Consider the following 24,025-nt stretch of genomic DNA (forward strand, 5'->3'; position numbering starts at 1 on the left):
GTAGTACCGTTATCTACGACAGGGCGTAGTAGGCAGACGTGTAGCGATGCTACGTGTAGGGTGGCTACGACAAGGGAGCCAACGCTATGGAGGGCCGGTCATGGACACCCTGCTCCTCGCCCGCCTGCAGTTCGCCACCACGACCTCGATCCACTTCCTCTTCGTGGTCGTCACGTTGGGGCTGGTCACCCTGCTGGTCGGCATGCAGACCGCCTGGGTGCTCACCGGCAACCCCAAGTGGGAGCGGTTGACCCGCTACTGGGGCCAGCTCTACGTGATCAACTACGTGCTCGGCATCGCCACCGGCATCGTGATGGAGTTCCAGTTCGGGCTGAACTGGAGTGGCCTGTCGCGCTACGTCGGCAACGTCTTCGGGGCACCCCTGGCCATCGAGACGCTTGTGGCGTTCTTCCTGGAGTCCACGTTCCTCGGGATGTGGATCTTCGGCTGGCACCGACTCGGCAAGGGCGTCCACCTCGCGCTGCTCTGGGGCGTGGCGATCACCGCGTACGCCTCGGCATTTTGGATCATGGTGGCCAACTCCTGGCTGCAGAACCCGGTCGGCTACGAGGTCCGCGACGGGGTCGCCCACCTCACCGACTTCGGCGCGCTGCTCACCAACCCCAGCCTCGGCATGGCCTTCGGGCATGTGGTCTCGGCGGCACTGCTGGTCGGCGGGATGCTGATGGCGGCGGTCAGCGCCGGGCACCTGATCCGGCATACCCCGGACTTCGTGCTCTTCCGCACCTCGCTACGGATCGGTCTGGTCACCGCCGCGCTGGCCATCACGATGGTGCAGGGCTTCGGTTTCGCCCAGTTCGGTCCGGTGGGCGCGGTGCAGCCGACCAAGTTCGGCGGCGACGGCCCGGAGAGCCAGGCGCTGATCGCCGAGTGGACCACCCGGTTCGGCCCCGGCGACTACACCCCGCCGGTGCTGGCCAGCGTCGGTCTGGGCTTCATGATCCTGATCGGTTTCACCCTGGGCTGCGTCTGGCTCCTGCTGCCCCTGCTCTTCCGGGACTGGATCATCCGACTGCGCTTTCCGCTCTGGCTGATCCTGCTCGCCCTGCCGCTGCCGTTCGTCGCTGTCATCCTCGGTTGGATCTCCCGGGAGGTCGGCCGTCAACCCTGGGTGGCGTACGGGCTGCTCCCCACCGAGCAGGCCGTCTCCCCGGTCAGCGCACCGCTGATGCTCGCCTCGCTGATCGGGTTCAGCCTGCTGCTGGGCACCCTCGCCGTCACCAACTGGATGCTGCTCGCCCGGCACGCCAGGCGTGGTGCGGCCGACCCGGCGCTCGGCCGCCCACCGGCACCGCCCAGCGAGCCGGCCCACCCCGAACCCGCCCTCGCCTGAGGAGTAGACCGTGGACCTCGCCTGGTACGCCCTGCTCGGCCTCTTCTTCGCCAGTTATCTGGTGCTCGCCGGTTACGACTACGGCGTCGGGTTGCTGCTCGCCCGCGGCGTCGGCCCGGCCGGGCGGCGGGAGGCGCTCACCGCCCTCGGCCCGTTCTTCCTCGGCAACGAGGTCTGGCTGGTGGCCGCCATGGGCATCCTCTTCGGCGCGTTCCCCCTCCTGGAGGGCGAGTTGCTCGCCGGTTGCTACCCGGCAGTTGTCGGCGCCCTGGTCGGCGTCATCCTGGTCACCGTCGGGGTGCAGTTGCGCAGCCGACCCGACGACGAGCGGATCCGCGCCCGCTGGGACCGCGTCGTGGTGATCGGCAGCGCCCTCGCCGCGCTGGGCTGGGGGGTGCTGCTCGCCGGACTGTTGCAGGGCGTCCCCCTCCAGGCCGACGGGCACGTCGCCGGGGTGACGCACCTGGCCACCCCGTTCGCGGCCGCCGCCGGCCTGGCCATGGTCACGCTGGTCGCGGTGCACGGGGCGACCTTCCTCACCCTGCGCCTGCCCGCCGAGGCCGCCGCCGTGGTCGGTCGTACCGCCCGCCGGTTGGTGCCGGTGGCGCTCACCGCTGTCGCCGTGGCCACCGTCGTGGGCCTGCTCTCCGCCCGGGTACGCGACGCGGTGCAGCGGCCGGCGGTGGCCGTACTCCTGCCGGTGCTGCTCGTGGCGGCGCTGCTGGCGGCCCGCGCGGCGCTGACCCGGCGGCGGCCGGGGTGGGCCCTGGTCGCCACCGGCGCGGCCCTGGCGCTGCCGGTGGTGCTGGTCGGAGCCGCTCTCTGGCCCTACGTGCTGGTGTCCACGACCGACCCGGACGCCTCGCTTCGGGTGGCCGACGCGGCCGCCAGCGCGCCGACCCTGCGGCTGCTGGGCTGGGTGGCGCTGCCGCTACTTCCGGCCCTACTAGGCTTCCAGGCGATGTGCTGGTGGGTTTTCCGAGGACGGACCGACGGTAGGGCACCGGTGTACTGGTGAGCCGCCGTCCGTTCGACCCGCGTCTGCTGCGCCGGGTCCCTGCGGCCCGGGGCGACCTTGCCGTGCTCGGGCTCCTGGGGGTGCTGGCCGCCGGGTTGATCGTGGCGCAGGCCACCGCGCTGGCGTCGCTGCTGGCCACCGCCATCGACGGTCGGCTGGACCGACCGGCGCTGGCCGGCTTCGTGGTGGCGGTCGCCGCCCGCTCGGCACTGGTCTGGGCGCAGGGCACGGTCTCCGCGCGGGTCGCCGCCACGGTCAAGGCCACGCTGCGGGCCGACCTGCTCGGCGCGGTGGGCCGGCACGGGCCGGGCTGGGTGGCCGGGCAGCGGGCCGGTGAGATCGCCACCCTGGCCGGGCGTGGGTTGGACGCGCTGGACGCGTACTTCACCGGGTACCTGCCACAACTGGTGCTCAGCGTGACAGTGCCCCTGGCGGTGCTGGCCCGGGTCGTCTTCGCCGACTGGAGTTCGGCGGTGATCATCGCGCTGACCCTGCCGCTGATCCCGGTCTTCGGCGCCCTGCTCGGCTGGCAGGCGCAGGCCGCCACCGAACGGCAGTGGCGCCGGCTCGCGCTGCTCGGCGGGCATTTCCTGGACATGGTGGCCGGGCTGCCCACGCTGCGCGCGTTCGGACGGGCCCGGGCACAGACCGACGTGGTGCGCCGGATGGCCGACGGTCACCGGGTCGCCACAATGAAGACGCTGCGGATCGCGTTCCTCTCCGCGCTGGTGCTGGAGTTGGTCGCCACCCTCTCGGTGGCACTTGTCGCGGTGCCGGTCGGCATCCGGTTGCTCGGCGGCGGGCTGGCCCTGCAGACCGCGTTGCTGGTGCTGCTGCTGACCCCGGAGGCGTACCTGCCGCTGCGGGCCGCCGGTAGCCGCTTCCACGCCAGCATGGAGGGGCTGGCCGCGCTGGACGAGGCGTTGACCGTCTCCGCCGCACCCGTCGCGCCCCGGGCCGCCGAGGGCGCCTCCGCCCCGGACGCGCGGGGGGAGATCCGGTTCGAGGGCGTGACAGTGGCGTACGAGCGCACCACCGCGCTGCGCGACGTGACACTGACCATCCGGCCCGGTGAACGGATCGCCGTCATCGGGCCCAGCGGCGCCGGCAAGAGCACCCTGCTCGGCCTCCTGCTCGGCTTCGTGGTGCCGACCAGCGGCCGAATCACAGTGGACGGGGTCGACCTCGCCACCGCCGACCCGGACGCCTGGCGTCGGCAACTCGCCTGGGTGCCGCAGCGGGCGCACCTCTTCGCCGCTTCGCTGGCCGACAACATCCGCCTCGGCGCACCGGACACCCCTGCCGACGCACTCACCGCCGCCGTGCACGACGCCGCCCTGGACGACGTGGTGGCCGGGCTGCCCGACGGTGTGGACACCCTGCTCGGCGAGCGCGGTCACGGGCTGTCCAGCGGGCAGCGGCAGCGGGTGGCGCTGGCTCGGGCGTTCCTGCGGGCCGCCCCTGTGGTGCTGCTCGACGAACCCACCGCCCGACTCGACACGGCGGCCGAGGCGGTGGTGCTCGACGCCACCCGTCGCCTGGTCGCCGGGCGGACCGCGCTGCTGGTCGCGCACCGACCGGCGTTGCTGGCCGACGCCGACCGGATCCTGCGCATCGAGGACGGTCGGGTCACCGAGTTGACGCCCGAACCGACCGGGAAGGCCGCCGGATGACCGCCGAACACCCGCCGGCGGCGGTGGCCGACCCGACGCCGGCCGGGCGGGTCGCCGCCGAGCGGGCCGTGCTGCGACTGGCCCGGCCGTACCTGAGCCGTCTGGTCGGAGCCGGGCTGCTGGCGGCCGCCACCGAGTTCGCCGGCCTCGCGCTGATGGCCACCGCCACCTGGCTGCTGATGAGCGCCGCCGGTCAGCCTCCGCTGGACCGCCTCACCGTGGCGATCGTCGCGGTCCGGGCGCTGGCGATCAGCCGGGGCGTGTTCCGCTACACCGAACGGCTCGCCGGGCACGACGCGGTGCTTCGCATGATCACCGACGTCCGGGCCCGGGTCTTCGCCACCCTGGCGGCCCGCCGTGGCACGACGCACCGCTCGGGAGACGTGCTGAGCCGCCTGGTCTCCGACGTGGAGGCCGTCCAGGACCTGTTGCTCCGGGTGCTGGTTCCCGGTTCGGCGGCAGCCCTGGTCGGTGTGCTGGCGGTCGCCGTGGCGGCGCTGATCTCGGCACCGGCCGCCGGTGCGCTCGCCGTCGGGCTGCTGGTGGCCGGGGTGGCGCTGCCCGTCCTGGCCACCGCGGTCACCCGCCGCAGCGCGGCCGAGGTGGCCCCCCTGCGGGGCGCGCTGGCCACCGACGCGATCGACCTCACCCACGGCGCCGCCGACCTGGCCGCGTTCGGGGCGACCGCCGGCACGCTGCGCGCCGCCGAGCAGCGCGCCCACCGGCTGGCCCGGCTGGAACGTCGGCTGGCCGCCACCGGCTTCGCGGTGGACGCGGCCGGCGTGCTGACCGCCGGTGTGACCGCCGCGGCGGTGGTGCTGGTCGCGCTCGCCACCGACGTGCCGGGGGTGCTGGTGGGCGTCCTCGCCGTCGGCACACTGGCCGCCGTCGAAGTGACCCTGGCACTGGTCACGGCGGCCCGGCAGTGGACGCAACTGCGGCAGGGCCTGACCCGGGTGGCCGACCTGCTCGACACGGACCAACCGACCCCGCCGCCCGCGACCGGTCCGACGGACCTGGCCGGCCCCCACGAACTGCGCTTCGTCGACGTGACAGTGCGGTACCGGGCCGGCGCGGCACCCGCCCTGGACGGGGTCAGCCTGGACCTGCCAGCGGGACGCCGGATCGCGGTCGTCGGCCCGAGCGGCGCCGGCAAGAGCACCCTGGCCGCCGTGCTGACCGGAACCGTCCGGCCCGCGTCCGGCCGGGTCACCCTGGACGGACACGACCTCTCGACGTACGCCGAGGAGGCGCTGCCCCGCGCGGTCGGCGGGCTGCTGGCCGAGGCGTACGTCTTTCACGCCACGGTGCGGGAGAACCTGCTGCTCGGGCGGGCCGCAGCCGGCGAGGAGGAGCTGACCGGGGCCGTCGCCGCCGCCGGCCTGCTGGACTGGGTGCGCGCCCAGCCGGCAGGCTGGGACACGCTGGTCGGTGAGGAGGGCGGGCAGCTCTCCGGCGGGCAGCGGCAGCGGCTCGCGCTCGCCCGGGCCCTGCTGGCCGCGCCGCCGGTGCTGGTGCTCGACGAGCCCACCGAAGGTCTGGACCCGGCCGCCGCGGACGCGGTGCTCGCGTCCGCCCTCGCCGCCACCCCCGCCGGGCACTCGGTGCTGCTGATCAGCCACCGGCTCAGCGGGCTGGCCGAGCTGGACGAGATCGTGGTCCTGGACGGCGGCCGGGTGATCCAGCGCGGTCGGCACGCCGAGCTGGTCGCCGCCCCGGGCTGGTACCGGGACCAGTGGCAGCTCCAGGCCGCTGCCGAACGGGGTTACCTGGCGCTCACCCCCTGACCCGGCTCGGGGGCGGACCAGGGTTCTCCCGGACGTCGGCCCGCCAACGTCCGTGGCACTGTGGTGCCATGGCGCGCGGTGAGGACGTGATGGTCGACGAGCACCTGCGGGAGCTGGCCGCTCGGTTGCAGGGGCCGGCGCGACTCAAGTCCGAGCTGCTGACCGAGGCCCGGCACGGGCTGCTGGACGCCGTCGAGGCGTACCGCGAGAGCGGGGTGTCACCCACCGAGGCGCAGCGCCGGGCGGTGGCCGAATTCGGCTCGCCGGCGCAGCTGCTTCCCTCCTGGCAGGCCGAGCTGGCGGTGGCCGCCCTGCGCGGGCTCTCCCTGCGGATGCTGGCTGTCGCCGGGGTGGGCGCGGCCGCTGGCGATCTGACCTGGCGCGGCGCGAGCTGGAGCGAAGGCCCCCGCCCGCCGGCCGGCTACCTGTTGCTTTCTCACTCGGTCGACTGGATCTGGATGGGCACGCTGCTGCTCGCTGTGGTCGGTCTGCTGGTGGTCGGGGCGAGCGCCCGTTCGGCACGACCGGGCCTGGCCCTGGCGCAACGCGCGGTGGGCGCCGGCCTGACCGGCCTGCTGGCCCTCGCCATGCTGACCGGATGCGCCCTCTTCGCCTGGTCACTCCACCTCTGGGACGCGGCGCTGCACTGGCCCCCGATGATCATCGGGGCGGTGTTGGTGGGCGGCGGATACTTCTCGCTGACCCGCGCGGCGCGCGGCTGGCTGCTGGCCACCGCCCGCTGATCGGCGGCCCGACCCGAGCGGGTCAGGCCGGGCTGGGCGGGCTGCCCGGATCGAGGAACCGCCCTACGGTCAGTTGGAACTCGCGCCAACCCGCGCGCTCCCCGGCCAACGCCCGCCGGCCCGAGTCGGTGAGCTGGTACGTCCGCCGCTCCCGGCCGCTGACAGTGCTCCATGTGCTCGCCACGTGGCCGGCGCGTTCCAGGCGGCGCAGCGCCGGATAGATGGTGCCGGTGGGCAGGTCCAGACTGCCGTCGCTGCGGGCGCGCAGCGCCTCGATGATCGCGTAGCCGTGCAGCGCGCCCTGTTCGAGAACGGCGAGCAGGAGAGCGTCGAGATGGCCGTGCAGCGCCTGGGCCTTCATGCGTAGCTACGCTACTTGTCGAACGGCCGCTTCGCCAGCGGTGACGACCAGCAGGTCGGACCCGTGCGCCAGCCGGCCACCGGGGTGCGGGCATCGGTCACCCAGGGCCGCCGACTAGGGTGTGTGCCCAGAGTCACTCGCCGGTCAGACCCCGGTGGGTGGGCAACCCGAAGCACACGGAGGTCAGCGTGGCCCGCCAGTCGCCCCAACGGCCCGACGCCGACGAGCCCGAGCTCGACGACACCACCGGCGCGGCCGAGCCAGACGAGACCGAGGAGACCGACCTCCCGTCGGCGTCGATCGACCGTTCACTCTGGGACGAGCTGCGTATCGACCCAGTGGAGATCGCTCTGCCCGCCGGCACCGGCTTCACCCTCCGGGCGTACCGGCCGGCCAGCTCGCTGACCCCGACCGACGTGACCGAGCGCGACCAGGACGACCCGTTCCTCGCCCGCCGCCAGGCGATCGAGGAGGAGGAGGACGACGAGACCGTCGTCATCCTCGACGAGGAGCTGGCCGGGGAGTTCGCCGCCGAGGACGAGGACGAGGAGTCCACCCGTCGTCGCCGCGACGGCGCCGCAGACACCGACGACGAGTCGGACGAGGCCGTCACCGACGAGGCGGACGAGGCGGACGACGAGGAGGTGCCGGTCTTCCTCAGCAACCGGGGCAAGCTGCTGCTGTTCAAGACCCCCGAGTCGCTCGTCAGTTTCATCCGATCCGGTGCGCCAAACGATCTGTCCCAACTGGACAGCTGGAATGAATTGTCCGAACGGGTGGAGCCGGCAGATATCGCTCCGCTGGACGAGGACACCTACGAACTCGACCTGGTCGTGGAGAACCTGCGCGGCGGGCACGACACGTGGGATTCGACCCTGCTGATCGAGGCAGGCGAGGTCGCTCGTGACCTCTCGTACGCATTGCGGCTGCCTGCGGTACTCGACATGCTCTCCGCCGGCTCCAGCCTCGACGACCTGGACGAGGCACTGCGCGCCACCGCCAACGGTGGGATCGGCGCGTTCATGGGTCGGCGACGGCTGAAGAAGATCGGTGCGCAGACCGCGAGTTTGGGTTGGCGCACCATTGTCGGCAAGATCTCTGCGGTCGTGGACTGGCGCGACTGACCCGTACCGGGGAGCATCAGTTGCTGGCAGAGGAAAGACCTGTCCCGGGAGGAGGACGACGCCGTGGCGCTCGTGCGCGTTTACTGCGGTCTGGCCTCGGCGGATCCGGCTGACCGACCGGCCTCCGCCGGTTCGACGCTGACGTCCGCTGTGGTCGACGACGCAGGCCGTCTGCTGCATGTCTGCGAGATCAGCGATGACGCCGCTGGCTACGCCCAGCTCGTCTCGCTGCTCGTGGAGCGGTCGGGCGGGCCGAGCGGTGCGGCCATCGCCGCCGACAGCGACGACCACACGGTCACCTCGCTGCTGAGCGCGGCGGGACGACCCCTGGCGATCGCCGACGACGACTCGGTGGACGACTTCGCCGAGCGGTTCGCCGATGACGACTCCCTTGAGGAGATGCAGTCACCTCCGGCCGAACGACGGGCGGTCGGCCTGGCCCGCGCGCTGCAGGCGGGGGCGCTTTCCGCCGTCACCCTGCCGGCGCCCCGGGACCTCGCCGGCTACAAGCAGGTGCTCTCCGCGCACGCCGCGCTGGCCAGCGGTCGGCACTCCGCCGCCGTGGCGCTGCGCGAGGTGCTGCGGGAGCTCTACCCAGCGGCCCTACGCGCATACCCGGATCCGGCCGAGCCGGTCTCCCTCGCCGTGCTGGACGCGCTGCCCGAGCCGGGCATGCTCGGGGGCACCGTGGCCCGGGGCCGCGAGGTGTCGGTCGCGGCGGATGCCATCGCCGCGCACCTCGCCGCGGACGGGGTCGCCGACGCCGATGAGATCAACGAGGCGGTCACCGCCCTGCGGGTCGCCATCTCCGAGACACCCCGACGCGCCGCGGTCAACCGGGCGCTCACGTCCGCGGTGGCCGAGACGGTCCGCCAAGCCGTCGCCTCGGTACGGGCCTGCGACGCCGGGTGCGAGGCGCTGGTCAGCGCGCTCAGCTCACGCGTCAGCGCTCCTGTTCAAGCACCCGGCCGCCGTGCCGCTGCCCGCCGTGGCGAGTCCGTCGGTGAGCTGACCGGCCTGGCCGGCACCAACGCCGGTTTGACCGGCACCAACGCCGGCTTGACCGGCCTGGCCGGCACCAACGCCGGGCTGCGGTCGGTCCGACCCACCCCGTCGGGTGCCGAGCCGGCACCCGCCGGCGGGCGGCGCAGTCGTCCCGAGCCGGTCCCCGGTAACGCCCCGCTGGCGTCGCCCCGCCCGCTCGGGCCGCCGCCGGTCGCACCCGCGCCGGTCACGCCGCCGCCTGTCGCACCCGCGCCGATGACCCCGGCGGCGATGGCTGCGCCGCCAGCCTCCACGTTGCCCACCCGCGGCGAGCCGCTCCCCAGCCGGATCGACGGCCCGACCAACCGGCCGGTCTCCGCGCCGCCGCCTCCGCCGCCCGGGATCACCCCGATCGCGCCGGCACAGCGGGGCATGGTGCCTCCGGCCGAGGCCGGCGAGCCGTTCCGGCCGACGCTGACCACTGCCGCGATCAACAACGCGCGGGCCGAGCGGCAGCGTACTGTCATTCCGCCCCGCCCCAAGACCAACGGTGAGCCCCGGCCAAGCCACCAGCAACGCCCGGTCGACGAGGCACCCACCGGCGGGTTCAGCGCCACCGACCTCAGCATTCCGGTGCCGACCCCCCGACCCGAGCAGGAGGCAGCGCCACCCGGCTCCCGGGCCAACTGGCCGCTGGTCAACAACCCGGAGGACCCGTCCGACAGCTCACCGAACAACCCGGTGGCCTATTCGTACGGCGGTAGCCGCGGTGTCGACGCCCCGACCGACCCGGGTCGGGCCGACGGTCGGGTCACCCCGCCCTGGTTGGCGGACGACCTGCCACCGGAACCACCGATGCTGCGGCTGGTGGAGCCACCGCCGCTGGCCGACCGGGCGCTGCGCGAGGGGCTCAACCCTCCTGCGGACCAGCACCTGGAGACGCCACCGCTGCGCCTGGTCGACCGCGAGCAGGCCGCTCGCAACGGTCGCGCGGCAGCCCGCACCGAGCGTGCCGCCGAGCACCGGCCGTCGCCCCCGGTGGAGCACCGTCCACCGCCGGTGGAGCACCGCCCGCCGCCGGTCGCCGACGAGGGCGACGGCGACCTGCTGATCTTCGCGCAGGCCAAGTCGGCGTGGTTCGTCGGTCAGGCCGAGGAGTCCGATCTGGACTGGTCGACCACTGCCGACACCGGCTGGCAGGCCGCGGAGCAGGCCGCCCGCCCGGCGGTGGGCGCCGAAACCAACGCCGGGCTGCCGAAGCGCGTGCCGCAGGCCAACCTGGTGCCGGGTTCCCCGCTACGCGAGGAGCGCCCATTGCGGATAGTGCGTGATGCGGCAAGCCTCGCGGAGAACACCACCGGCTACTTCCGTGGCTGGCGTCGCGGTCAGGAGATCGGCGGTTTCGCGGTGGGTGGCCGACCCGGCCGCGAGGCGGCCGGCGGCTGGGACTTCAGCCGCGACCACGGGGACCGCGACGACGACCGGGAGTACGAGTACCGCTCGGCCGGCTACCAGTCCTGACCCCTTCTTCACACGCAGAAGCGCCCCCAGCCAGCTGGCTGGGGGCGCTTCTGCGTCAGCGGGGCGATCCCGGGCAGGCAGAAGCCGCCTCGCGAGGACCGTGGGTGGGCTTCTGCCCCGGGGAAGGGGCTGACAGCTTCCAGGACGTCAGGAGGCGGCTTGGCGGCGCGCCGGCTCGTCCAGGCGACGAGCCAGCGCGGAGGAACTCACCGGGGCGGCTGGCAACGCCCGGTGGCGGCCGGAGCCACCACCGGGGCGTGCAGCGCCGCGGTCAGGCCGGGGCGACGGCGCGCGTACGGCGCATGGTGAGCACGTACTCGACCAGCGAGATCAGCACGTGCTTCGTCGACTCCCGGTTACGGGCGTCGCAGGCCACCACCGGCACGTCGCTCGAGATCGCCAAGGCGTCCCGGACGTCCTGCGGGTCGTGGTACTGCATCCCGTCGAAGCAGTTGATCGCCACCAGGTACGGCAGGCGTCGGTGCTCGAAGAAGTCGATCGCCGCGAAGCAGTCAGCCAGCCGGCGAGTGTCCACCAGCACGACCGCACCGATCGCACCCCGCACCAGTTCGTCCCACATGAACCAGAAACGGGTCTGACCCGGCGTACCGAACAGGTACAGGATCAGGTCACGGTCGATCGAGATCCGGCCGAAGTCCATGGCCACCGTGGTCGTCGTCTTGCCCGGCACCTGCCGGGTGTCGTCGACGCCCACGCCAGCGGAGGTCATGATGGCCTCGGTGGTCAGCGGCGTGATCTCCGAGACCGAGCCGACCAGCGTCGTCTTACCGACGCCGCCGAATCCACCGGCGATAACGATCTTCGCCGACGTCACGCGGCCGCTCGGGTTCGGCGGGCGGTGCGACATGTCAGAGCCTGCGAAGTCCACTCAGCACCCTCTCCAGCAGTTCAGTGCCCACCGCGTCGTCGGAGTCGTCCAAAATGGTCGGCTCGTGGACCGCGACCAGGCCGTCCGTCGCCATGTCGGCGATGAGCACCCGGGCCACACCGAGCGGGAGCTGCATCCGCGCCGCGATCTCCGCGAGCGATTGCACGCGTCCGTCACACAGCGCGGCGATGTACTGGTGTTCGCGGCCCTGGCCGCCGTTGCCATTGGCAGCGGCCCGGCCGCGCACCGTCGTCTCGACGAGCGCCTCCAGCGCGATGTCGAGCCGGGGACGGGTGCGACCACGGGTCACGGCGTATGGACGGACCAACGCTCCGGTTGGTTCGTCACGATCGGCCATCTCGCCGCTCACCTCCTTCGCACCCGTTACCGGCTCCCACCGGTGAAACCCGTCGTTGTCGTTGTTGTAGTCGTGCCGACCTCACGATCGGCGTAACGTCAGCCCAGCATGCCCGCAGCCGCACGCGGCTGCGGGGTCAGCGCGTCGCCCACCCGGTCGACGAGCAGCGCCATCTCGTAGCCGACCTGGCCCACGTCGGAGCTGCGGGCCGCCAGCACGGCGAAGGACGAGCCGTCCGAGATGGACATCAGGAACAGGAAGCCATTGTCCATCTCCACGACGGTCTGCAACACCGCGCCTCCCTCGAAGCAGCGTGCTGCCCCCTGGGTCAGGCTGACCAGACCCGACGAGATCGCGGCGAGCTGATCTGCCCGGTCGCGCGGCAGATCCCGTGACGACGCGAGGAGTAGGCCGTCCGCCGATACGGCGACCGCATGCGCGACGCCGGGCACCCGGTCGGCGAAGTTGGCGAGCAGCCAACCAAGATCCTGCGTAGTTGTCATCCTTCTTGCTCCTTCTGCCCGCTCCCGGCCACCGGGCCTGAGCCAGACTGCGAGGATTTCCCTCCCGGAGTCGCCTCCGGGCTGGTCGGGTTGTCCGAGGTGCTACGCCCTCGCTGCACGCCCCGGTGGTAGGCGGAGAGCAGGCCACGAACCGCCTCCGGGGAGCGCCGCTGGACCGAGGTGGTGGGCTTCTCCACCGCGCCGGGCACCAGCTGCGCCATCGGCTTGCGCTTCGGCAGACCGGTAGTGGTGGTCTCGCTCACCGGCGCCGCGCCGGCCGCCGCGGAGGCAGCACGCCAGCCGTCGTCGGCGGCGGTCTGCCAGCCGTTGCTCTGCGGTTGGGGCCGGCGGTTCGGCAGGCTCTCGGCGAGGCTGGGGCGGGTGCCCTCGTTCGCTGTGGAGCCGTTGTCCCGCGGCGCTCCTCCGACCGTCGGAGTGTCTGCCATCGGTGTGTTACCTGTCGTCCCGGGTGGTGTCTTGTGGACTGCCCGACCGGTGGCCTCGACCGTGGCGAACTGCTGGGTCGCGGAGTCGCCGTTCGTCGCTGGCTGTGCACCGGCCGCGGTCTCCTCGGAGCCCGGGCGACGGGTACGGAACCAGGCCGACTCGAGCTCCCGGAAGATCGGCAGCTCCATCGTCTCGTCCGCGTACCGCTGACGGTTCTGTGCCTGCGGCTGCTGCGGTGCCGGCCGAGTCTGCGGAGCCGGAGCCGGAGCCGGCGCTGCTGCCGGGGTCGGCGCAGGGGCCGGGGACTGTGCTGCGGCCGGCTGCTCGCCGGGTCGCGGCACCCGCGGCAACTCCGTCGTCATGTCCAGCGCGGCGGCAAGTCGCTCGGGCACCGGCGGGGTGGCCGTGTCCCGGTCGCTACCCGGCACTGGCGGCCACGCCGGCGGCGCCGGCGCGTTGGGTGCCTGCGCGGGCGGTGCCGATCGGGGTGCGAAGCCGCTGAACGACTGGCTGGTGGCCGGCGGCGCCGAGTACGGCTGACCCGAGTACGGCTGACCGGAAGCCGGCGAGGCCGAGACCGGCGAGGCGGAGACCGGAGACGCCGAGACCGGCGGGCCGGCGTACGGCTGCCCGGAGGCCGGAGCCGCGGACACCGGCGCGCCGCCGTACGGGGCACCCGAGTAGGGCTGCCCCGAGTAGGGCTGGCCGGAGGCCGGCGAGGCGGAGACCGGCGCGCCGGAGTAGGGCTGCGCGGAGACCGGCGGCGCCGAGTACGGGTGCGCCTCCGGGCTGCTCGGCAGCTGACGCGGGATGGACGGCTGCTGGCCGGTGGTCGGGGTCTCGTCCCCGGCCCGGCGCTGCGGCAGCGGGTCGGTCCCCTGGCCGTTGGCCGACCGGGGGGTGAACCCGTCGCCGCCGTTCGTCCCGGCCGCGCCGGTCAGATCGGACCAGGCCGGCATCGAGCGGTAGCCGCCGCCGTTGGCGGGGGTGCCGGCACCGTTGCGCGTCGCGGGCTCGAACGGACGACCGCCCAGGGTGACCTGGTTGCCGGACTCGCTCGGGCGAGGGCCGTTGCCCAGAGCGGGCAGCGCGCCGAAGACCGGCGCGGGCCCACCGGACTGTGGAGCGCCGAACTGGGGAGCACCGGCCGCTGGCAGCGCCGGAGGCTGCTGCACCCGACCGGAGAGCGCCCGGGGCACCAGCACCGAGGTGGGCAGGGTCACCTCGGCGACCGTGCCGCGGTCGTTGCCGGGGCGCAGCTCGACCCGGACACCGTGCCGGGACGCCAGCCGGGCGACCACGACCAGGCCCATCATCCGGGAGACGGCCACATCCACCTGCGGCGGCGTCGCGAGCCGCTCGTTGAGGTCGTGCAGCTGGTCGGCGCTGATGCCGATGCCGCGGTCCTCGACGTACAGCGAGGAGCGGTCACCGACCCGGCGAGCCTCGACCATGACCTGCGAGTCGGGCGGGGAGAACGCGGTGGCGTTGTCGAACAGCTCCGCGACGAGGTGCACCAGGTCGTTGACCGCGTGCGCGGCGACCTCGATGTCGCGGTCGATGACGCCGAACTCGATACGGGTGTAGTGCTCGACCTCGGACTGCGCGGCGCGCAGCACGTCGATGAGAGCAGCCGGCTCACGCTGCACACGGGTGGAGTCGGCACCGGCGAGCACCAGCAGGTTCTCGTCGTTACGGCGCATTCGGGTGGCCAGGTGGTCGAGCTGGAACAGCTCGGCCAGCCGGTCCGGGTCCTCTTCGCCGCGCTCCAGCCGGTCGAGGTGCCCGATGAGGCGGTCGACCAGAATCTGCGAACGGCGGGCCAGGTTGACGAACATCGTCGCGACGGAGGCGCGCAGTGCCGCCTGCTCGGCGGCCGTACGGACGGCTTCCAGGTGGACGGCGTTGAACGCCTCGGTCACCTGGCCGAACTCGTCCTTGCTGCGCACCGGTAGCGGTTCGGCGATCTGGTTGGCCAGCTGCACCGGGGAGAGCTGCCCGACGACCTGCGGGTCGCGCAGTCGGGCCACCGCCTGCGGCAGACCGTACTGGGCGACGGAGAGCGCGCCCTGCCGCAGCTCACGGAGTGAGCGGGCCATCGAGCGGGCGACCAGGTACGCGAAGAGGATGGCCAGCAGCAGCATGCTGAGCAGCAGGCCGGTCTCCAGGAAGACCTGGCGCTGGACATCCGACCGGATGGTGTCGGCCTGGTCGACCACTTCGCGGTCGAGCTTCGTCTCGACGGTGCGGATCAGCTTGGCGTTGGCCGTCATTGCGGCTTCCCACTGGTCCGGGCCGAACGGCGCACCGCGCATGTTGCCGGTGGTGTTGCCGTCGATCCAGCCGGTGTAGTTCTGTGCCTGCCGACGGTCGCCGCCCGCGACCGTCTGGTCGTGGAACTTCGCGTCGTCCGGGGTGGCGACAGCCTTGAAGCTCTGCAGGGCTTGCTGCTGGCCGGTGTCGCTGGCGACGTAGTCCCTGCGCAGCGCCGGGGTCAGGCGCTGCCCGCCCTTGACGCCCAGCGCGCGGTGCACCACGACCCGGCGTACGGCGAGGAACTCCTTCTCCCGGGCGACCGCCGCGGCGGCGCGCATCCGGTCGCTCAGCTGGTTGTTACCGGCGAGCTGGGTGGACGAGTCGCGGATGGCGAGCAGGTCGCTGATCAGACCCTCGTACGCCTGCACGGTCTCGGTGAGCGCGAGCTTTCCGTTGAACACCTGGCTGCGGACGCCCGACAGGTCCTGAAGGTTCTGGTCGATGCTGTCGAGCAGACTCTCCAGGCTGCTCGGCAGGTCCTCGATCTCGGCCCGCTGCTGCCGGTAGGGGCCCGCTTCCTGGTCCACCCGGGAGTTCACCCGGTTGTAGGCCTCCTGGTACTGCGCCGTCGGCTGCGTCCCGTCCGCGCCCAGCAGCAGCACGGCGGCGGTGCGCTCGTCCTGCAGAGCGTCGACCAGGTCACCTGAATAGCTCGACAGATTCGCCAGGTCGCCAGCTCGGTTGGCATTGTTGAGCGTCTCCACGTGGTCGACAAGACCACTGGTGCCCACCACGACCGTGGCGATGGTCGGCACGATCATGATGAGACCGAGCTTGGACCAGATCGGCATGTCCCGGAGCCGGCTGGCCGGCCGGCGCAGCCGCGACAGGAAGGAGCCCGCCGTCTTTGGCCGTTTGCTCACGTCACCGCCCTCGCGATTACAGCTTGAACGCGTTGCCCCGGGCAACGCCCAGCGACCGACCCGGCGGGTCGGACCCCCGAGATTCCATCACGCCGGTCGACAAGAAGAAAGCCCAGGTTGTCCCCGACCGAAGGTGTGATGAGATGTTGATGCGATTTGATAGCAGTCTGTCTGGCCGGAGTAACTGAAGGTAATGAAACATCCGCACCGAGTTGTCCTACTGGCCGGCCCATCTGGGTCTGGAAAGTCGTACATAGCGCAGCAAACCGGGTTGCCGGTGCTCTGCTTGGACGACTTCTACAAAGACGGCGATGACCCTACGTTGCCAAGACGAAACGGCCAGGTGGATTGGGAATCGCCGCTGTCCTGGGACGCCTCCGGTGCGGTGGAAATCATTGCCCGACTTGCCCTCGAGGGCCGAGCCGATGTGCCGGTTTATGCGATCGGCGCGGATCGGCGGGTAGCCACCCGGCCATTTGATGTCGCCGGATCGCCACTTTTCGTGGCCGAAGGGATCTTCGCCGCCGAGATTGTCGAGGAGTGCCGCCGCCGGGGCCTGCTCGCCGGGGCGTACGCGCTGCGCCGCCCGCGCGGGGCGACCTTCCTGCGCCGACTCGCCCGTGACCTGTCCGAGCAGCGCAAGGCACCCCGGGTGCTGATTCGGCGCGGGGTGGCGCTGCTGCGGGCCGAGCCGGCCGTGCTGCGTCGGCAGATGGGCCTCGGCGCGGAGGCGGCCCGAGCGCGGGAGGTGCTGCGCCGGGTGGCCGGCCTGCTCGCCGGCCACCCACATGGCTGAGGTCAGGCCAGCAACTTCGCGTACGCCGGCTTGATCACCTCATCGATGATCCGCAGCCGTTCGTCGAACGGGATGAAGGCGCTCTTCATCGCGTTGATGGTGAACCACTGCAACTCCTTCCAGCCGTAGCCGAATGTCTCCACCAGCAGCGACATCTCCCGCGACATCGAAGTGCCGCTCATCAGCCGGTTGTCGGTGTTGACTGTCACCCGGAAGCGCAGGTCCCGCAGCAGGCCGATCGGGTGGTCCGCGATCGAGTCCACCGCGCCGGTCTGCACGTTCGACGAGGGGCACAGCTCCAGCGGGATCCGCTTGTCCCGGACGTACGCGGCCAACCGGCCGAGCGAACCGTCGGGGGCGATGTCGTCGACGATCCGCACCCCGTGGCCGAGCCGGTCCGCTCCGCACCACTGGATCGCCTGCCAGATCGACGGCAGACCGAACGCCTCGCCGGCGTGGATGGTGAAGTGGAAGTTCTCCCGTTGCAGGTATTCGAAGGCGTCCAGGTGCCGGGTGGGCGGGAAGCCCGCCTCGGCGCCGGCGATGTCGAAGCCGACCACCCCGGCGTCCCGGTGCCGCACGGCCAACTCGGCGATCTCCTGCGAGCGGGCGGCGTGCCGCATCGCGGTGAGCAGGGTGCCCACCCGGATGGTCAGGCCCGCCTCGACCGCCTGGGCGGTGCCCTCGGCGAACCCGGCCAGCACCGCCTCGACCACCTCGTCCAGGCTGAGGTCCCGTTCCAGGTGCTGCTCCGGAGCGAAGCGCACCTCGGCGTAGACCACTCCGTCGGCGGCCAGGTCCAGGGCGCACTCGCGGGCCACCCGACGCAGCGCGGGCGCGGTCTGCATGACCGCCACTGTGTGCGCGAACGTCTCGAGGTAGCGCTCCAGGGAGCCGGAGTCCGCCGCGTCCGCGAACCAGCGCCCGAGCGCCTCCGGGTCGGTGGTGGGCAGTTCGTGGCCCACCTCGGCGGCCAGGTCGACGATCGTCGCCGGCCGCAGCCCGCCGTCGAGGTGGTCGTGCAGCAGCGCCTTCGGGACCTTGACGATGTCCTCGTACCGGATAGTTGCGACCATGCTCAGACCCTAGTCAGCGGCCTGGACGGACCGGTACGGGACCGGCCGGCGTCACGGCCGCCAGCCGTACACCCGGTGCACGTCGAGGCGGATGACGAGCCGCCCGTCGGCGACCATGGCGGCGCGGTAGTCCGCCCAGTCCGGGTGGTCGCCACGAATCCGGCGGTAGACCTCGACCAGTTCATCGACAGTCTCGTCGGTGGTGGCCGTGGCCGGCTCGGTGAGCGTGACGGTTCCCTCCGCGACCGCGTACGCGCCGCCGTCCGGCGTGGTCACGTGGAAGCTGGCCCGGGGATCGCGGCGCAGGTTGCGCACCTTCGCCCGGCCCCCGGTGGTGGAGCAGCGGATCAACCCCGGCTCGGCCAGGTAGTCGAGGTTGGACAGCTGGGGTCGCCCGTCCCGCCGCAGGGTGACCAGAACCCCGCGCCCCCGCTCACCGAACAGCTCCCACAGTCGTTCGCTCACGTCGGCACCCCGGGGCGGCGGCTGGTCCGGTCACCCTGGAGGGAGTTTGTTGACATGTCATCGAATCTAGGGGCAGATCGATGACATGTCAACGAAAGCGTTAGACTCGACGTGTGGACGCACCCCGGTGGCTGGACGAACGGGAGGACCGTGCCTGGCGCGGCTACCGCCGGATGCGCCGGCTGCTCGACCTGGAGCTCGCCCGTGAGCTGACCCAGGACGCCGGCCTCTCCGAGCCGGACTACGACGTGCTGTCCGACCTCTCCGAGACACCCCAGGGGCGGCTGCGCCTCAGCGAGCTGGCGGACAGGATGCTGTGGTCACGCAGCCGGCTCTCCCACCACCTGACCCGGATGCAGCAGCGTGGCCTGGTGACCCGCGAGGAGTGCGCCGACGATGCCCGCGGCTCGATCGTCGTGCTCACCCCGGCGGGCCGGCGGGCCATCGAGTCCGCCGCCCCCGGTCACGTGGCCGCCGTCCGCCGGCACCTGATCGACCTGCTCACGCCCGCAGAGGTCGACGCCCTCGGCGCGCTCACCCACCGAGTGGTCGACCACCTCGCCGACCCGGGCCTGCGGGCCGCCCGAACGCAGCCCGCAACGGAGGTCTGACGTGGACCCCCGCATCCTCGACCGGCTGCGCTGCCCGGTCTGCGGCGAGCCGCTGGCCGAGGCGACCGCCGGCACCACACGTGCGCTGCGCTGCCCACGCCGGCACAGCTTCGACATCGCCCGGCAGGGGTACGTCAACCTCCTCGCCGGCCGCGCCCCGCACGGCGGGGACAGCGCCGAGATGGTGGCCGCCCGGGCGGACTTCCTCGCCGCCGGGCACTACGACCTCATCTCGGCCGCCCTCGCCGACGCCGCGGCGCAGGCCGTTGCGGGCCTCGGGGCGTACCCCCTGGTGGTGGATGCCGGCGCCGGCACCGGCCGGTACCTCGGCGCGGTGCTGGCGGCGCTGCCGGACGCCGTGGGTCTGGCCCTGGACGTGTCCAAGCCGGCGCTGCGCCGCGCGGCCCGCGCGCATCCCCGGGCCGCCGCCGCGCTCGCCGACACCTGGCAGCGGCTGCCGCTCGCGGACGCCTCGACCGCCGTGCTGCTGAACGTCTTCGCCCCGCGCAACGGCCCGGAGTTCCACCGGGTGCTCGACCCTGCCGGCACGTTGCTGGTGGTCACGCCCGACACCGACCACCTCGCCGAGCTGGTGGACGCCCTCGACCTGCTGCGGGTGGACCCGGACAAGGCCGACCGGGTGGCCGGCAGCCTGGGCGGGCACTTCACGCCGGTCAGCTCGGCCGTGCACCGGGCGGAGCTGACACTGACCCGGCTGGAGGTCGCCACGCTGGTCGGGATGGGGCCCAGCGCCTGGCACACCGACCCGGCCGCCCTCGGCGCCCGGCTGGCCGCGCTGCCCGAACCGGCCCGGGTCACCGTGGCGGTCCGACTCGACGTCCTGCGACCTCGCTGACCTCAGGTGGAGAGGTCGACCTCTTCCCAGCCGGGCGGCTCGTCGTGGTACGGCCCGCGCAGGATCACCGCCCACTCCAGCGCCCACCGCCGCTGCCCGATCGCGTTCGCGTCGACCAGGCCCGGCGCGCGCCGGCCACCGCGCTCGGTCTCCAGGTACGCCCAGTCCAGGCAGTAGTGCAGGTCGAGCAGGGCGGCCGCGTCGGCCGGGTGCTGCGGCGCCGTGAGGATCCGGGAGCGCCAGTGCGGGAAGGTCTCCCCCTCGGCGATGTGCGGCAGCCGCTCGACCAGCCGCTCGTCCACGGCCAGCGTGGGGTCGAGCTGCTTGCTCAGCCCCAGCACCCAGGCCAGCGCGAAGAGCGCGTCGTGGTGCAGCACGAACGAGCGGTGGTCGCCCTTGCCACCCATCACGAACTGCCACTCTGGCGGGGTGACCATGTCGACCAGGTGCGAGCCGAGCAGCCAGCTCATCGCCGCCTGCGGGGGCATCCCGAAGCAGCGGGCCAGGATCAGGTGCAGCACCGCGATCCGCGCCTCGATCTCCACGGTCGGGCGCAGGTCGATCTGGTCACCCGGCTCCCAGACGAGGGGAAACTGAGCCGGCGGCAACGGCAGGCCGAGCCGGGACAGCTCGTCCAGGCTCGCCTCGCGCACCTCACGTGGGTCGGGGGCAGCAACGGTCACGGCGGATCTTCCTGTCTGCTCGCGCCGGCGCAAGGCCGGTTGTCCCCCCTATGGCCTGCGACAATAGCGCTCCCAGGTGACCGGCACCACGCCAGGGCGACAGTGGATCGATCAGCCGATGCGTTCGATGACCAACGACGTCGCCGCCGGGGCCGTCGACTCGATCCGCACCGCGTCGGCGGCCTCGGTCAGCGCTGCCGGAATCCGCGTCGCGTCCTCGGCACGCAGCTCGTAGAGCGGGTCACCGGCCCGCACCTCGTCACCCGGCCGCTTGTGCAACACCACACCGGCCGGCACGCTGACCGGGTCCTCCTTGCGCGCCCGACCCGCGCCGAGCCGCCACGCGGCAACCCCCATGGCGTACGCGTCGACGGCCGCGACGTACCCGTCCCGGTCGGCACGGACCACCTCCACCTCGGCGGCCGTCGGCATCGGCGCGTCCGGGTCGCCGCCCTGCGCCCGGATCATCGCCCGCCAGGAGTCCATGGCCCGGCCGTCGCGCAACGCCGCCGCCGGATCGGCGTCCGGCAGACCTGCGGCGTCGAGCATCTCCCGCGCCAGCGCGAGGGTCAGCTCCACCACGTCGGCCGGTCCACCACCGGCCAGCACCTCGACCGACTCGGTGACCTCGACCGCGTTGCCGATCGCCAGGCCGAGCGGGGTGGACATGTCGGTGAGCAGGGCAACCGTCCGCACACCGTGCGCACCGCCCAGCTCCACCATGGTGCGCGCCAACTCGCGGGCCTGGTCGACGGACTTCATGAAGGCGCCCGAGCCGACCTTGACGTCGAGGACCAGCGCGCCGGTCCCCTCAGCGATCTTCTTGCTCATGATCGAGCTGGCGATCAGCGGGATCGCCTCCACGGTGCCGGTCACGTCGCGCAACGCGTACAGCTTGCGGTCGGCGGGGGCGAGCCCGGCACCGGCCGCGCAGATCACCGCACCGACCTCGTCCAGTTGGGCGATGAACTCGTCGTTGCTCACAGTGGCCCGCCAACCCGGGATGGACTCCAACTTGTCCAGCGTGCCGCCGGTGTGCCCGAGACCCCTGCCGCTCAGCTGCGGTACGGCAGCGCCACACGCCGCCACCAACGGGGTGAGCGGCAGAGTGATCTTGTCGCCGACTCCGCCTGTGGAGTGCTTGTCGACGGTCGGCCGGCGTACCGCCGACAGGTCCAACCGCTCGCCGCTGGCGATCATCGCGGCGGTCCACCGGGCGATCTCCGGCCCGGTCATGCCGTTGAGCAGGATCGCCATCGCCAGCGCGGACATCTGCTCGTCGGCGACAACCCCCCGGGTGTACGCGTCGACCACCCAGTCGATCTGCGCGTCCGACAGCACCCCGCCGTCCCGCTTCACCCGAATAACGTCAACAGCAGCAAAAGCCATCAGAAGATCTTCCTAGTCGAATTGCAGATCCCGACCCACGGCCGGTGACCACCACGGGGCCGGGGCCGGCGGAGGGATCAAGCCTGACCGCCCGGAGCCGGGCACGGTCGGCCCCCGCCCCCCAACCTCAACCACTCAAGACCAGCGCGCCGGGATCTCCGCAGGCGGCTCACCCTCACCGGCCCAGAAGATGGTGCCGGTCGCGTCCACCACGACCACCCGGGGCGTCCGGGCCAGACCCCAGGTGATCGCCTCGGCCGGGTCGTTCCAGCTCGGCGCCTCCTCCAGCACCCCGGTCTCGGCGCCGGCGTCGTCGCCGGCCGACCGCTCCCAGTACGCCGTCCAGACCTGCTGACCAGCGGACATGTCTGGGTGCACGAAGACGGTGCCGCGCCCGCGCCAGGCAGCCAGCCGCTCCGGGACCACCGGCACCGGCGTCTCCCCGGTGACCGCCTCCAGGTCCTCCACGCCGAAGGCGTGCGGCAGCAGCTCGGCCATCCGCAGCGGCCGGGTCTTGCTCTCGATCAGGCACTCCGGCCCGCCGTGCTCCCAGAGCAGCTGCCGGCAGCGGCCGCACGGCATCAACGGCTCGCCGGTCGCGTCGACGCAGGAGAGCGCGACGAGCCGACCGCCACCGGTGGCGTGCAGGCTGGACACGACTCCGCACTCGGCACAGAGCGTCACCCCGTACGCGGCGTTCTCCACGTTGCAGCCGACCACCACCCGGCCGTCGTCGACAAGCGCTGCCGCGCCGACCGGGAACGTCGAGTACGGCGCGTACGCGTGCCGCATCGCGTCGGTGGCGGCGGCGCGCAACTGCGCCCAGTCAATGTCCGTCATGCCATCATTCTGCCGAAGTAGCCGGGTCAAAAGCGGGCAGGGCCGGTCCCCGGCCCGGCGCGCAGCGGTCTGTGGTGATGGTGGTCAGCCCTTGATGTACGGCTTGCCGTCGGCGGCTGGTGCCCGGACCCGACCGACCAGCCCGGCGACGGCCAGGATGGTCGCCAGGTAGGGCAGCATGGCCAGGAACTGGCTGGGGATCGAGCTGCTGATCGCGCCCAGGTAGGTGGCGAGCTGGTCGGCGAAACCGAAGAAGAGCGCGGCGAGCAGCGCGCCGGTCGGGTTCCACCGGCCGAAGATCAGTGCGGCCAGGGCGATGAAGCCCTTACCGCCGATCATGTTCTTGGTGAACGAGTAGAGCGCCAGCGTGTAGGACGCCCCGCCGATGCCGGCGACCACGCCGGCCAGCAGCACGTTGCGGTAGCGGACCCGCAGCACCTTGACGCCGAGCGTGTCGGCGGCGATCGGGTGCTCGCCCACCGAACGGGTCCGCAGCCCCCACCGGGTACGGAACAACCCGATGTGGATCACCAGCACCAGGAGCAGCCCGAGGTAGAGGAAGATGTTGCCCCGGAACAACGCCGGCCCGAGCACCGGGATGTCCTTCAGCAGCGGGATCTCCCAGTTGCTGAAGCGGGGCGCGCTGTTGTACTTCGCCGCGTCGGTCTGCATCAGCCGCTCGTAGAGGAAGCCGGTGACGCCGACCGCCAGCAGGTTCAGCACGATGCCCATGACGACCTGGTCGACCAGGTAGCGGATGGCGAAGACGGCCAGCAGCAGCGAGATGAACGCGCCGCCGATGGCGGCGGCGACCAGGCCCACCCAGACGCTGCCGGAGATGCTGCCGAACAGGGCGCCGCTGAACGCGCCCATCAGCAACTGGCCCTCGATGGCCACGTTGACCACGCCGGAGCGTTCGCAGAGCACCCCGGCGAGCGCGCCGAAGATCAGCGGCAGGGCCAGGATGAACGTGCCCCGGATGATGTTGACCAGCGGCATGAAGTTCTGCCCGGCCGGCGCGGCGGAGACCTGCCAGCAGAGGAACGACAGCACGAAACCGACGAGCCCCACGCCGAGCACGGGAAGGAACCACCGCTTCGGCACCCCGGCGAGCAGCGCCGCGCCGGCGGCGATCGTGATGATCCCGAACAGGATCGCCCCGATCGTGCCGTTGATCTCCAGTGCGGCGCCGGCCGCGTCGTCGCTGAGCGTGAACCGGGCCTGCTGGTCGGTGGCGAGCGCGCCGAAGAGCACCGCGGACAGCAGGCCGAGCCCCAGCAACGTGAGGCCGACCTTGCGGCTGCGGGTCCAGAAGCACTCGTCGACCGGGGCGACGGCGATGTCGGGGACAGCCATGGTGGACATGAA

General features: G+C 72.6%; 21 protein-coding genes. 10 read left to right on the top strand and 11 right to left on the bottom strand.

The annotated features are described in order from the left end of the window. Positions 1–100 precede the first annotated feature (100 nt). From ABZU74_RS26315 to ABZU74_RS26335, 5 genes are all read left to right on the top strand, one after another. The gene (locus tag ABZU74_RS26315) at positions 101–1,354 is read left to right on the top strand and encodes a cytochrome ubiquinol oxidase subunit I (protein ID WP_355428970.1); all 1,254 of its coding nucleotides are present in this window, start codon (positions 101–103) and stop codon (positions 1,352–1,354) included. Positions 1,355–1,364: 10 nt separating this feature from the next. Beyond that, positions 1,365–2,372: a cytochrome d ubiquinol oxidase subunit II gene (locus ABZU74_RS26320; protein WP_355428972.1), complete on the top strand. Its 1,008-nt coding sequence runs from the start codon at positions 1,365–1,367 to the stop codon at positions 2,370–2,372. Continuing rightward, positions 2,369–4,045, top strand: coding sequence for a thiol reductant ABC exporter subunit CydD (gene cydD / locus ABZU74_RS26325; RefSeq protein ID WP_355428975.1), 1,677 nt, complete (start codon positions 2,369–2,371; stop codon positions 4,043–4,045). Before ABZU74_RS26320 ends, cydD begins: the two co-directional genes overlap by 4 nt. Then, the gene (cydC, locus tag ABZU74_RS26330) at positions 4,042–5,832 is read left to right on the top strand and encodes a thiol reductant ABC exporter subunit CydC (RefSeq protein WP_355428978.1); all 1,791 of its coding nucleotides are present in this window, start codon (positions 4,042–4,044) and stop codon (positions 5,830–5,832) included. The genes cydD and cydC overlap by 4 nt, the downstream gene beginning before the upstream one ends. Before the next feature lie 68 nt (positions 5,833–5,900). After that, positions 5,901–6,575 (top strand): permease prefix domain 1-containing protein, encoded by a 675-nt coding sequence (locus tag ABZU74_RS26335; protein WP_355428981.1) that lies wholly within the window; start codon positions 5,901–5,903, stop codon positions 6,573–6,575. Positions 6,576–6,597: 22 nt separating this feature from the next. On the opposite strand, the gene ABZU74_RS26340 is transcribed toward ABZU74_RS26335, so the two are convergent. Beyond that, entirely contained in the window at positions 6,598–6,936 is a 339-nt protein-coding gene (locus tag ABZU74_RS26340; RefSeq protein ID WP_355428984.1) for a helix-turn-helix transcriptional regulator, read from the bottom strand. A gap of 158 nt (positions 6,937–7,094) precedes the next feature. On the opposite strand from ABZU74_RS26340, the gene ABZU74_RS26345 reads away from it, so the two are divergent. Then, positions 7,095–8,060: a DNA primase gene (locus ABZU74_RS26345; protein WP_355428987.1), complete on the top strand. Its 966-nt coding sequence runs from the start codon at positions 7,095–7,097 to the stop codon at positions 8,058–8,060. A 39-nt stretch (positions 8,061–8,099) separates the two neighbouring features. Beyond that, a complete protein-coding gene (locus ABZU74_RS26350) occupies positions 8,100–10,565 on the top strand; it encodes a transposase (protein ID WP_355429060.1) in 2,466 nt (821 codons plus the stop codon). Positions 10,566–10,836: 271 nt separating this feature from the next. Here the strand turns inward: ABZU74_RS26350 and ABZU74_RS26355 are convergent, their stop codons facing one another. The 4 genes from ABZU74_RS26355 to ABZU74_RS26370 form a co-directional block, all read right to left on the bottom strand. Further along, positions 10,837–11,433 (bottom strand): ATP/GTP-binding protein, encoded by a 597-nt coding sequence (locus tag ABZU74_RS26355; RefSeq protein WP_355428990.1) that lies wholly within the window; start codon positions 11,431–11,433, stop codon positions 10,837–10,839. A gap of 1 nt (position 11,434) precedes the next feature. Then, positions 11,435–11,812: a DUF742 domain-containing protein gene (locus ABZU74_RS26360; RefSeq protein WP_030329021.1), complete on the bottom strand. Its 378-nt coding sequence runs from the start codon at positions 11,810–11,812 to the stop codon at positions 11,435–11,437. A 98-nt stretch (positions 11,813–11,910) separates the two neighbouring features. After that, positions 11,911–12,315, bottom strand: a complete 405-nt coding sequence (locus tag ABZU74_RS26365) for a roadblock/LC7 domain-containing protein (RefSeq protein ID WP_030329023.1) — start codon at positions 12,313–12,315, stop codon at positions 11,911–11,913. Next, positions 12,312–15,941 carry a nitrate- and nitrite sensing domain-containing protein gene (locus ABZU74_RS26370; RefSeq protein ID WP_355428993.1) on the bottom strand — a complete coding sequence of 1,210 codons (3,630 nt, stop codon included), beginning with the start codon at positions 15,939–15,941 and terminating at the stop codon, positions 12,312–12,314. Before ABZU74_RS26370 ends, ABZU74_RS26365 begins: the two co-directional genes overlap by 4 nt. 502 nt (positions 15,942–16,443) lie before the next feature. On the opposite strand from ABZU74_RS26370, the gene ABZU74_RS26375 reads away from it, so the two are divergent. Next, positions 16,444–16,737 (top strand): hypothetical protein, encoded by a 294-nt coding sequence (locus ABZU74_RS26375; RefSeq protein WP_238410792.1) that lies wholly within the window; start codon positions 16,444–16,446, stop codon positions 16,735–16,737. A gap of 2 nt (positions 16,738–16,739) precedes the next feature. Here the strand turns inward: ABZU74_RS26375 and ABZU74_RS26380 are convergent, their stop codons facing one another. Then, entirely contained in the window at positions 16,740–17,813 is a 1,074-nt protein-coding gene (locus tag ABZU74_RS26380; RefSeq protein WP_279515119.1) for an adenosine deaminase, read from the bottom strand. 51 nt (positions 17,814–17,864) lie between these two features. After that, entirely contained in the window at positions 17,865–18,278 is a 414-nt protein-coding gene (locus ABZU74_RS26385) for a PPOX class F420-dependent oxidoreductase (protein ID WP_355428997.1), read from the bottom strand. Between the two features lie 113 nt (positions 18,279–18,391). Here ABZU74_RS26385 and ABZU74_RS26390 point away from each other — a divergent pair, with 113 nt between their 5' ends. Together ABZU74_RS26390 and ABZU74_RS26395 are read left to right on the top strand one after the other, a co-directional pair. Continuing rightward, on the top strand, positions 18,392–18,889 hold the full coding sequence (locus ABZU74_RS26390; RefSeq protein WP_355429000.1) for a MarR family transcriptional regulator: 498 nt from the start codon (positions 18,392–18,394) through the stop codon (positions 18,887–18,889). A 1-nt stretch (position 18,890) separates the two neighbouring features. Beyond that, positions 18,891–19,745, top strand: coding sequence for a putative RNA methyltransferase (locus ABZU74_RS26395; RefSeq protein WP_355429003.1), 855 nt, complete (start codon positions 18,891–18,893; stop codon positions 19,743–19,745). 2 nt (positions 19,746–19,747) lie between these two features. Here the strand turns inward: ABZU74_RS26395 and ABZU74_RS26400 are convergent, their stop codons facing one another. From ABZU74_RS26400 to ABZU74_RS26415, 4 genes are all read right to left on the bottom strand, one after another. Continuing rightward, on the bottom strand, positions 19,748–20,428 hold the full coding sequence (locus ABZU74_RS26400; RefSeq protein WP_112677367.1) for a DUF4272 domain-containing protein: 681 nt from the start codon (positions 20,426–20,428) through the stop codon (positions 19,748–19,750). A gap of 111 nt (positions 20,429–20,539) precedes the next feature. Beyond that, a complete protein-coding gene (locus tag ABZU74_RS26405) occupies positions 20,540–21,820 on the bottom strand; it encodes a thymidine phosphorylase (RefSeq protein WP_355429062.1) in 1,281 nt (426 codons plus the stop codon). Between the two features lie 132 nt (positions 21,821–21,952). Then, positions 21,953–22,657 (bottom strand): cytidine deaminase, encoded by a 705-nt coding sequence (locus tag ABZU74_RS26410; protein WP_355429007.1) that lies wholly within the window; start codon positions 22,655–22,657, stop codon positions 21,953–21,955. Between the two features lie 84 nt (positions 22,658–22,741). Then, positions 22,742–24,022: an ABC transporter permease gene (locus ABZU74_RS26415; protein ID WP_355429010.1), complete on the bottom strand. Its 1,281-nt coding sequence runs from the start codon at positions 24,020–24,022 to the stop codon at positions 22,742–22,744. Between the last annotated feature and the right edge of the window lie 3 nt (positions 24,023–24,025).

The sequence above is a fragment of the Micromonospora sp. NPDC005171 genome (genome assembly GCF_040608575.1).
Lineage (GTDB): Bacteria > Actinomycetota > Actinomycetes > Mycobacteriales > Micromonosporaceae > Micromonospora.

Excerpts from the sequence above, each read along its gene's own strand:
- ABZU74_RS26315 (WP_355428970.1), top strand. The coding sequence starts at position 101 with ATGGACACCCTGCTCCTCGCCCGCCTGCAGTTCGCCACCACGACCTCG.
- cydC (WP_355428978.1), top strand. The coding sequence starts at position 4,042 with ATGACCGCCGAACACCCGCCGGCGGCGGTGGCCGACCCGACGCCGGCC.
- ABZU74_RS26335 (WP_355428981.1), top strand. The coding sequence starts at position 5,901 with ATGGCGCGCGGTGAGGACGTGATGGTCGACGAGCACCTGCGGGAGCTG.
- ABZU74_RS26340 (WP_355428984.1), bottom strand. The coding sequence starts at position 6,936 with ATGAAGGCCCAGGCGCTGCACGGCCATCTCGACGCTCTCCTGCTCGCC.
- ABZU74_RS26355 (WP_355428990.1), bottom strand. The coding sequence starts at position 11,433 with ATGTCGCACCGCCCGCCGAACCCGAGCGGCCGCGTGACGTCGGCGAAG.
- ABZU74_RS26360 (WP_030329021.1), bottom strand. The coding sequence starts at position 11,812 with ATGGCCGATCGTGACGAACCAACCGGAGCGTTGGTCCGTCCATACGCC.
- ABZU74_RS26365 (WP_030329023.1), bottom strand. The coding sequence starts at position 12,315 with ATGACAACTACGCAGGATCTTGGTTGGCTGCTCGCCAACTTCGCCGAC.
- ABZU74_RS26380 (WP_279515119.1), bottom strand. The coding sequence starts at position 17,813 with ATGGTCGCAACTATCCGGTACGAGGACATCGTCAAGGTCCCGAAGGCG.
- ABZU74_RS26410 (WP_355429007.1), bottom strand. The coding sequence starts at position 22,657 with ATGACGGACATTGACTGGGCGCAGTTGCGCGCCGCCGCCACCGACGCG.
- ABZU74_RS26415 (WP_355429010.1), bottom strand. The coding sequence starts at position 24,022 with ATGTCCACCATGGCTGTCCCCGACATCGCCGTCGCCCCGGTCGACGAG.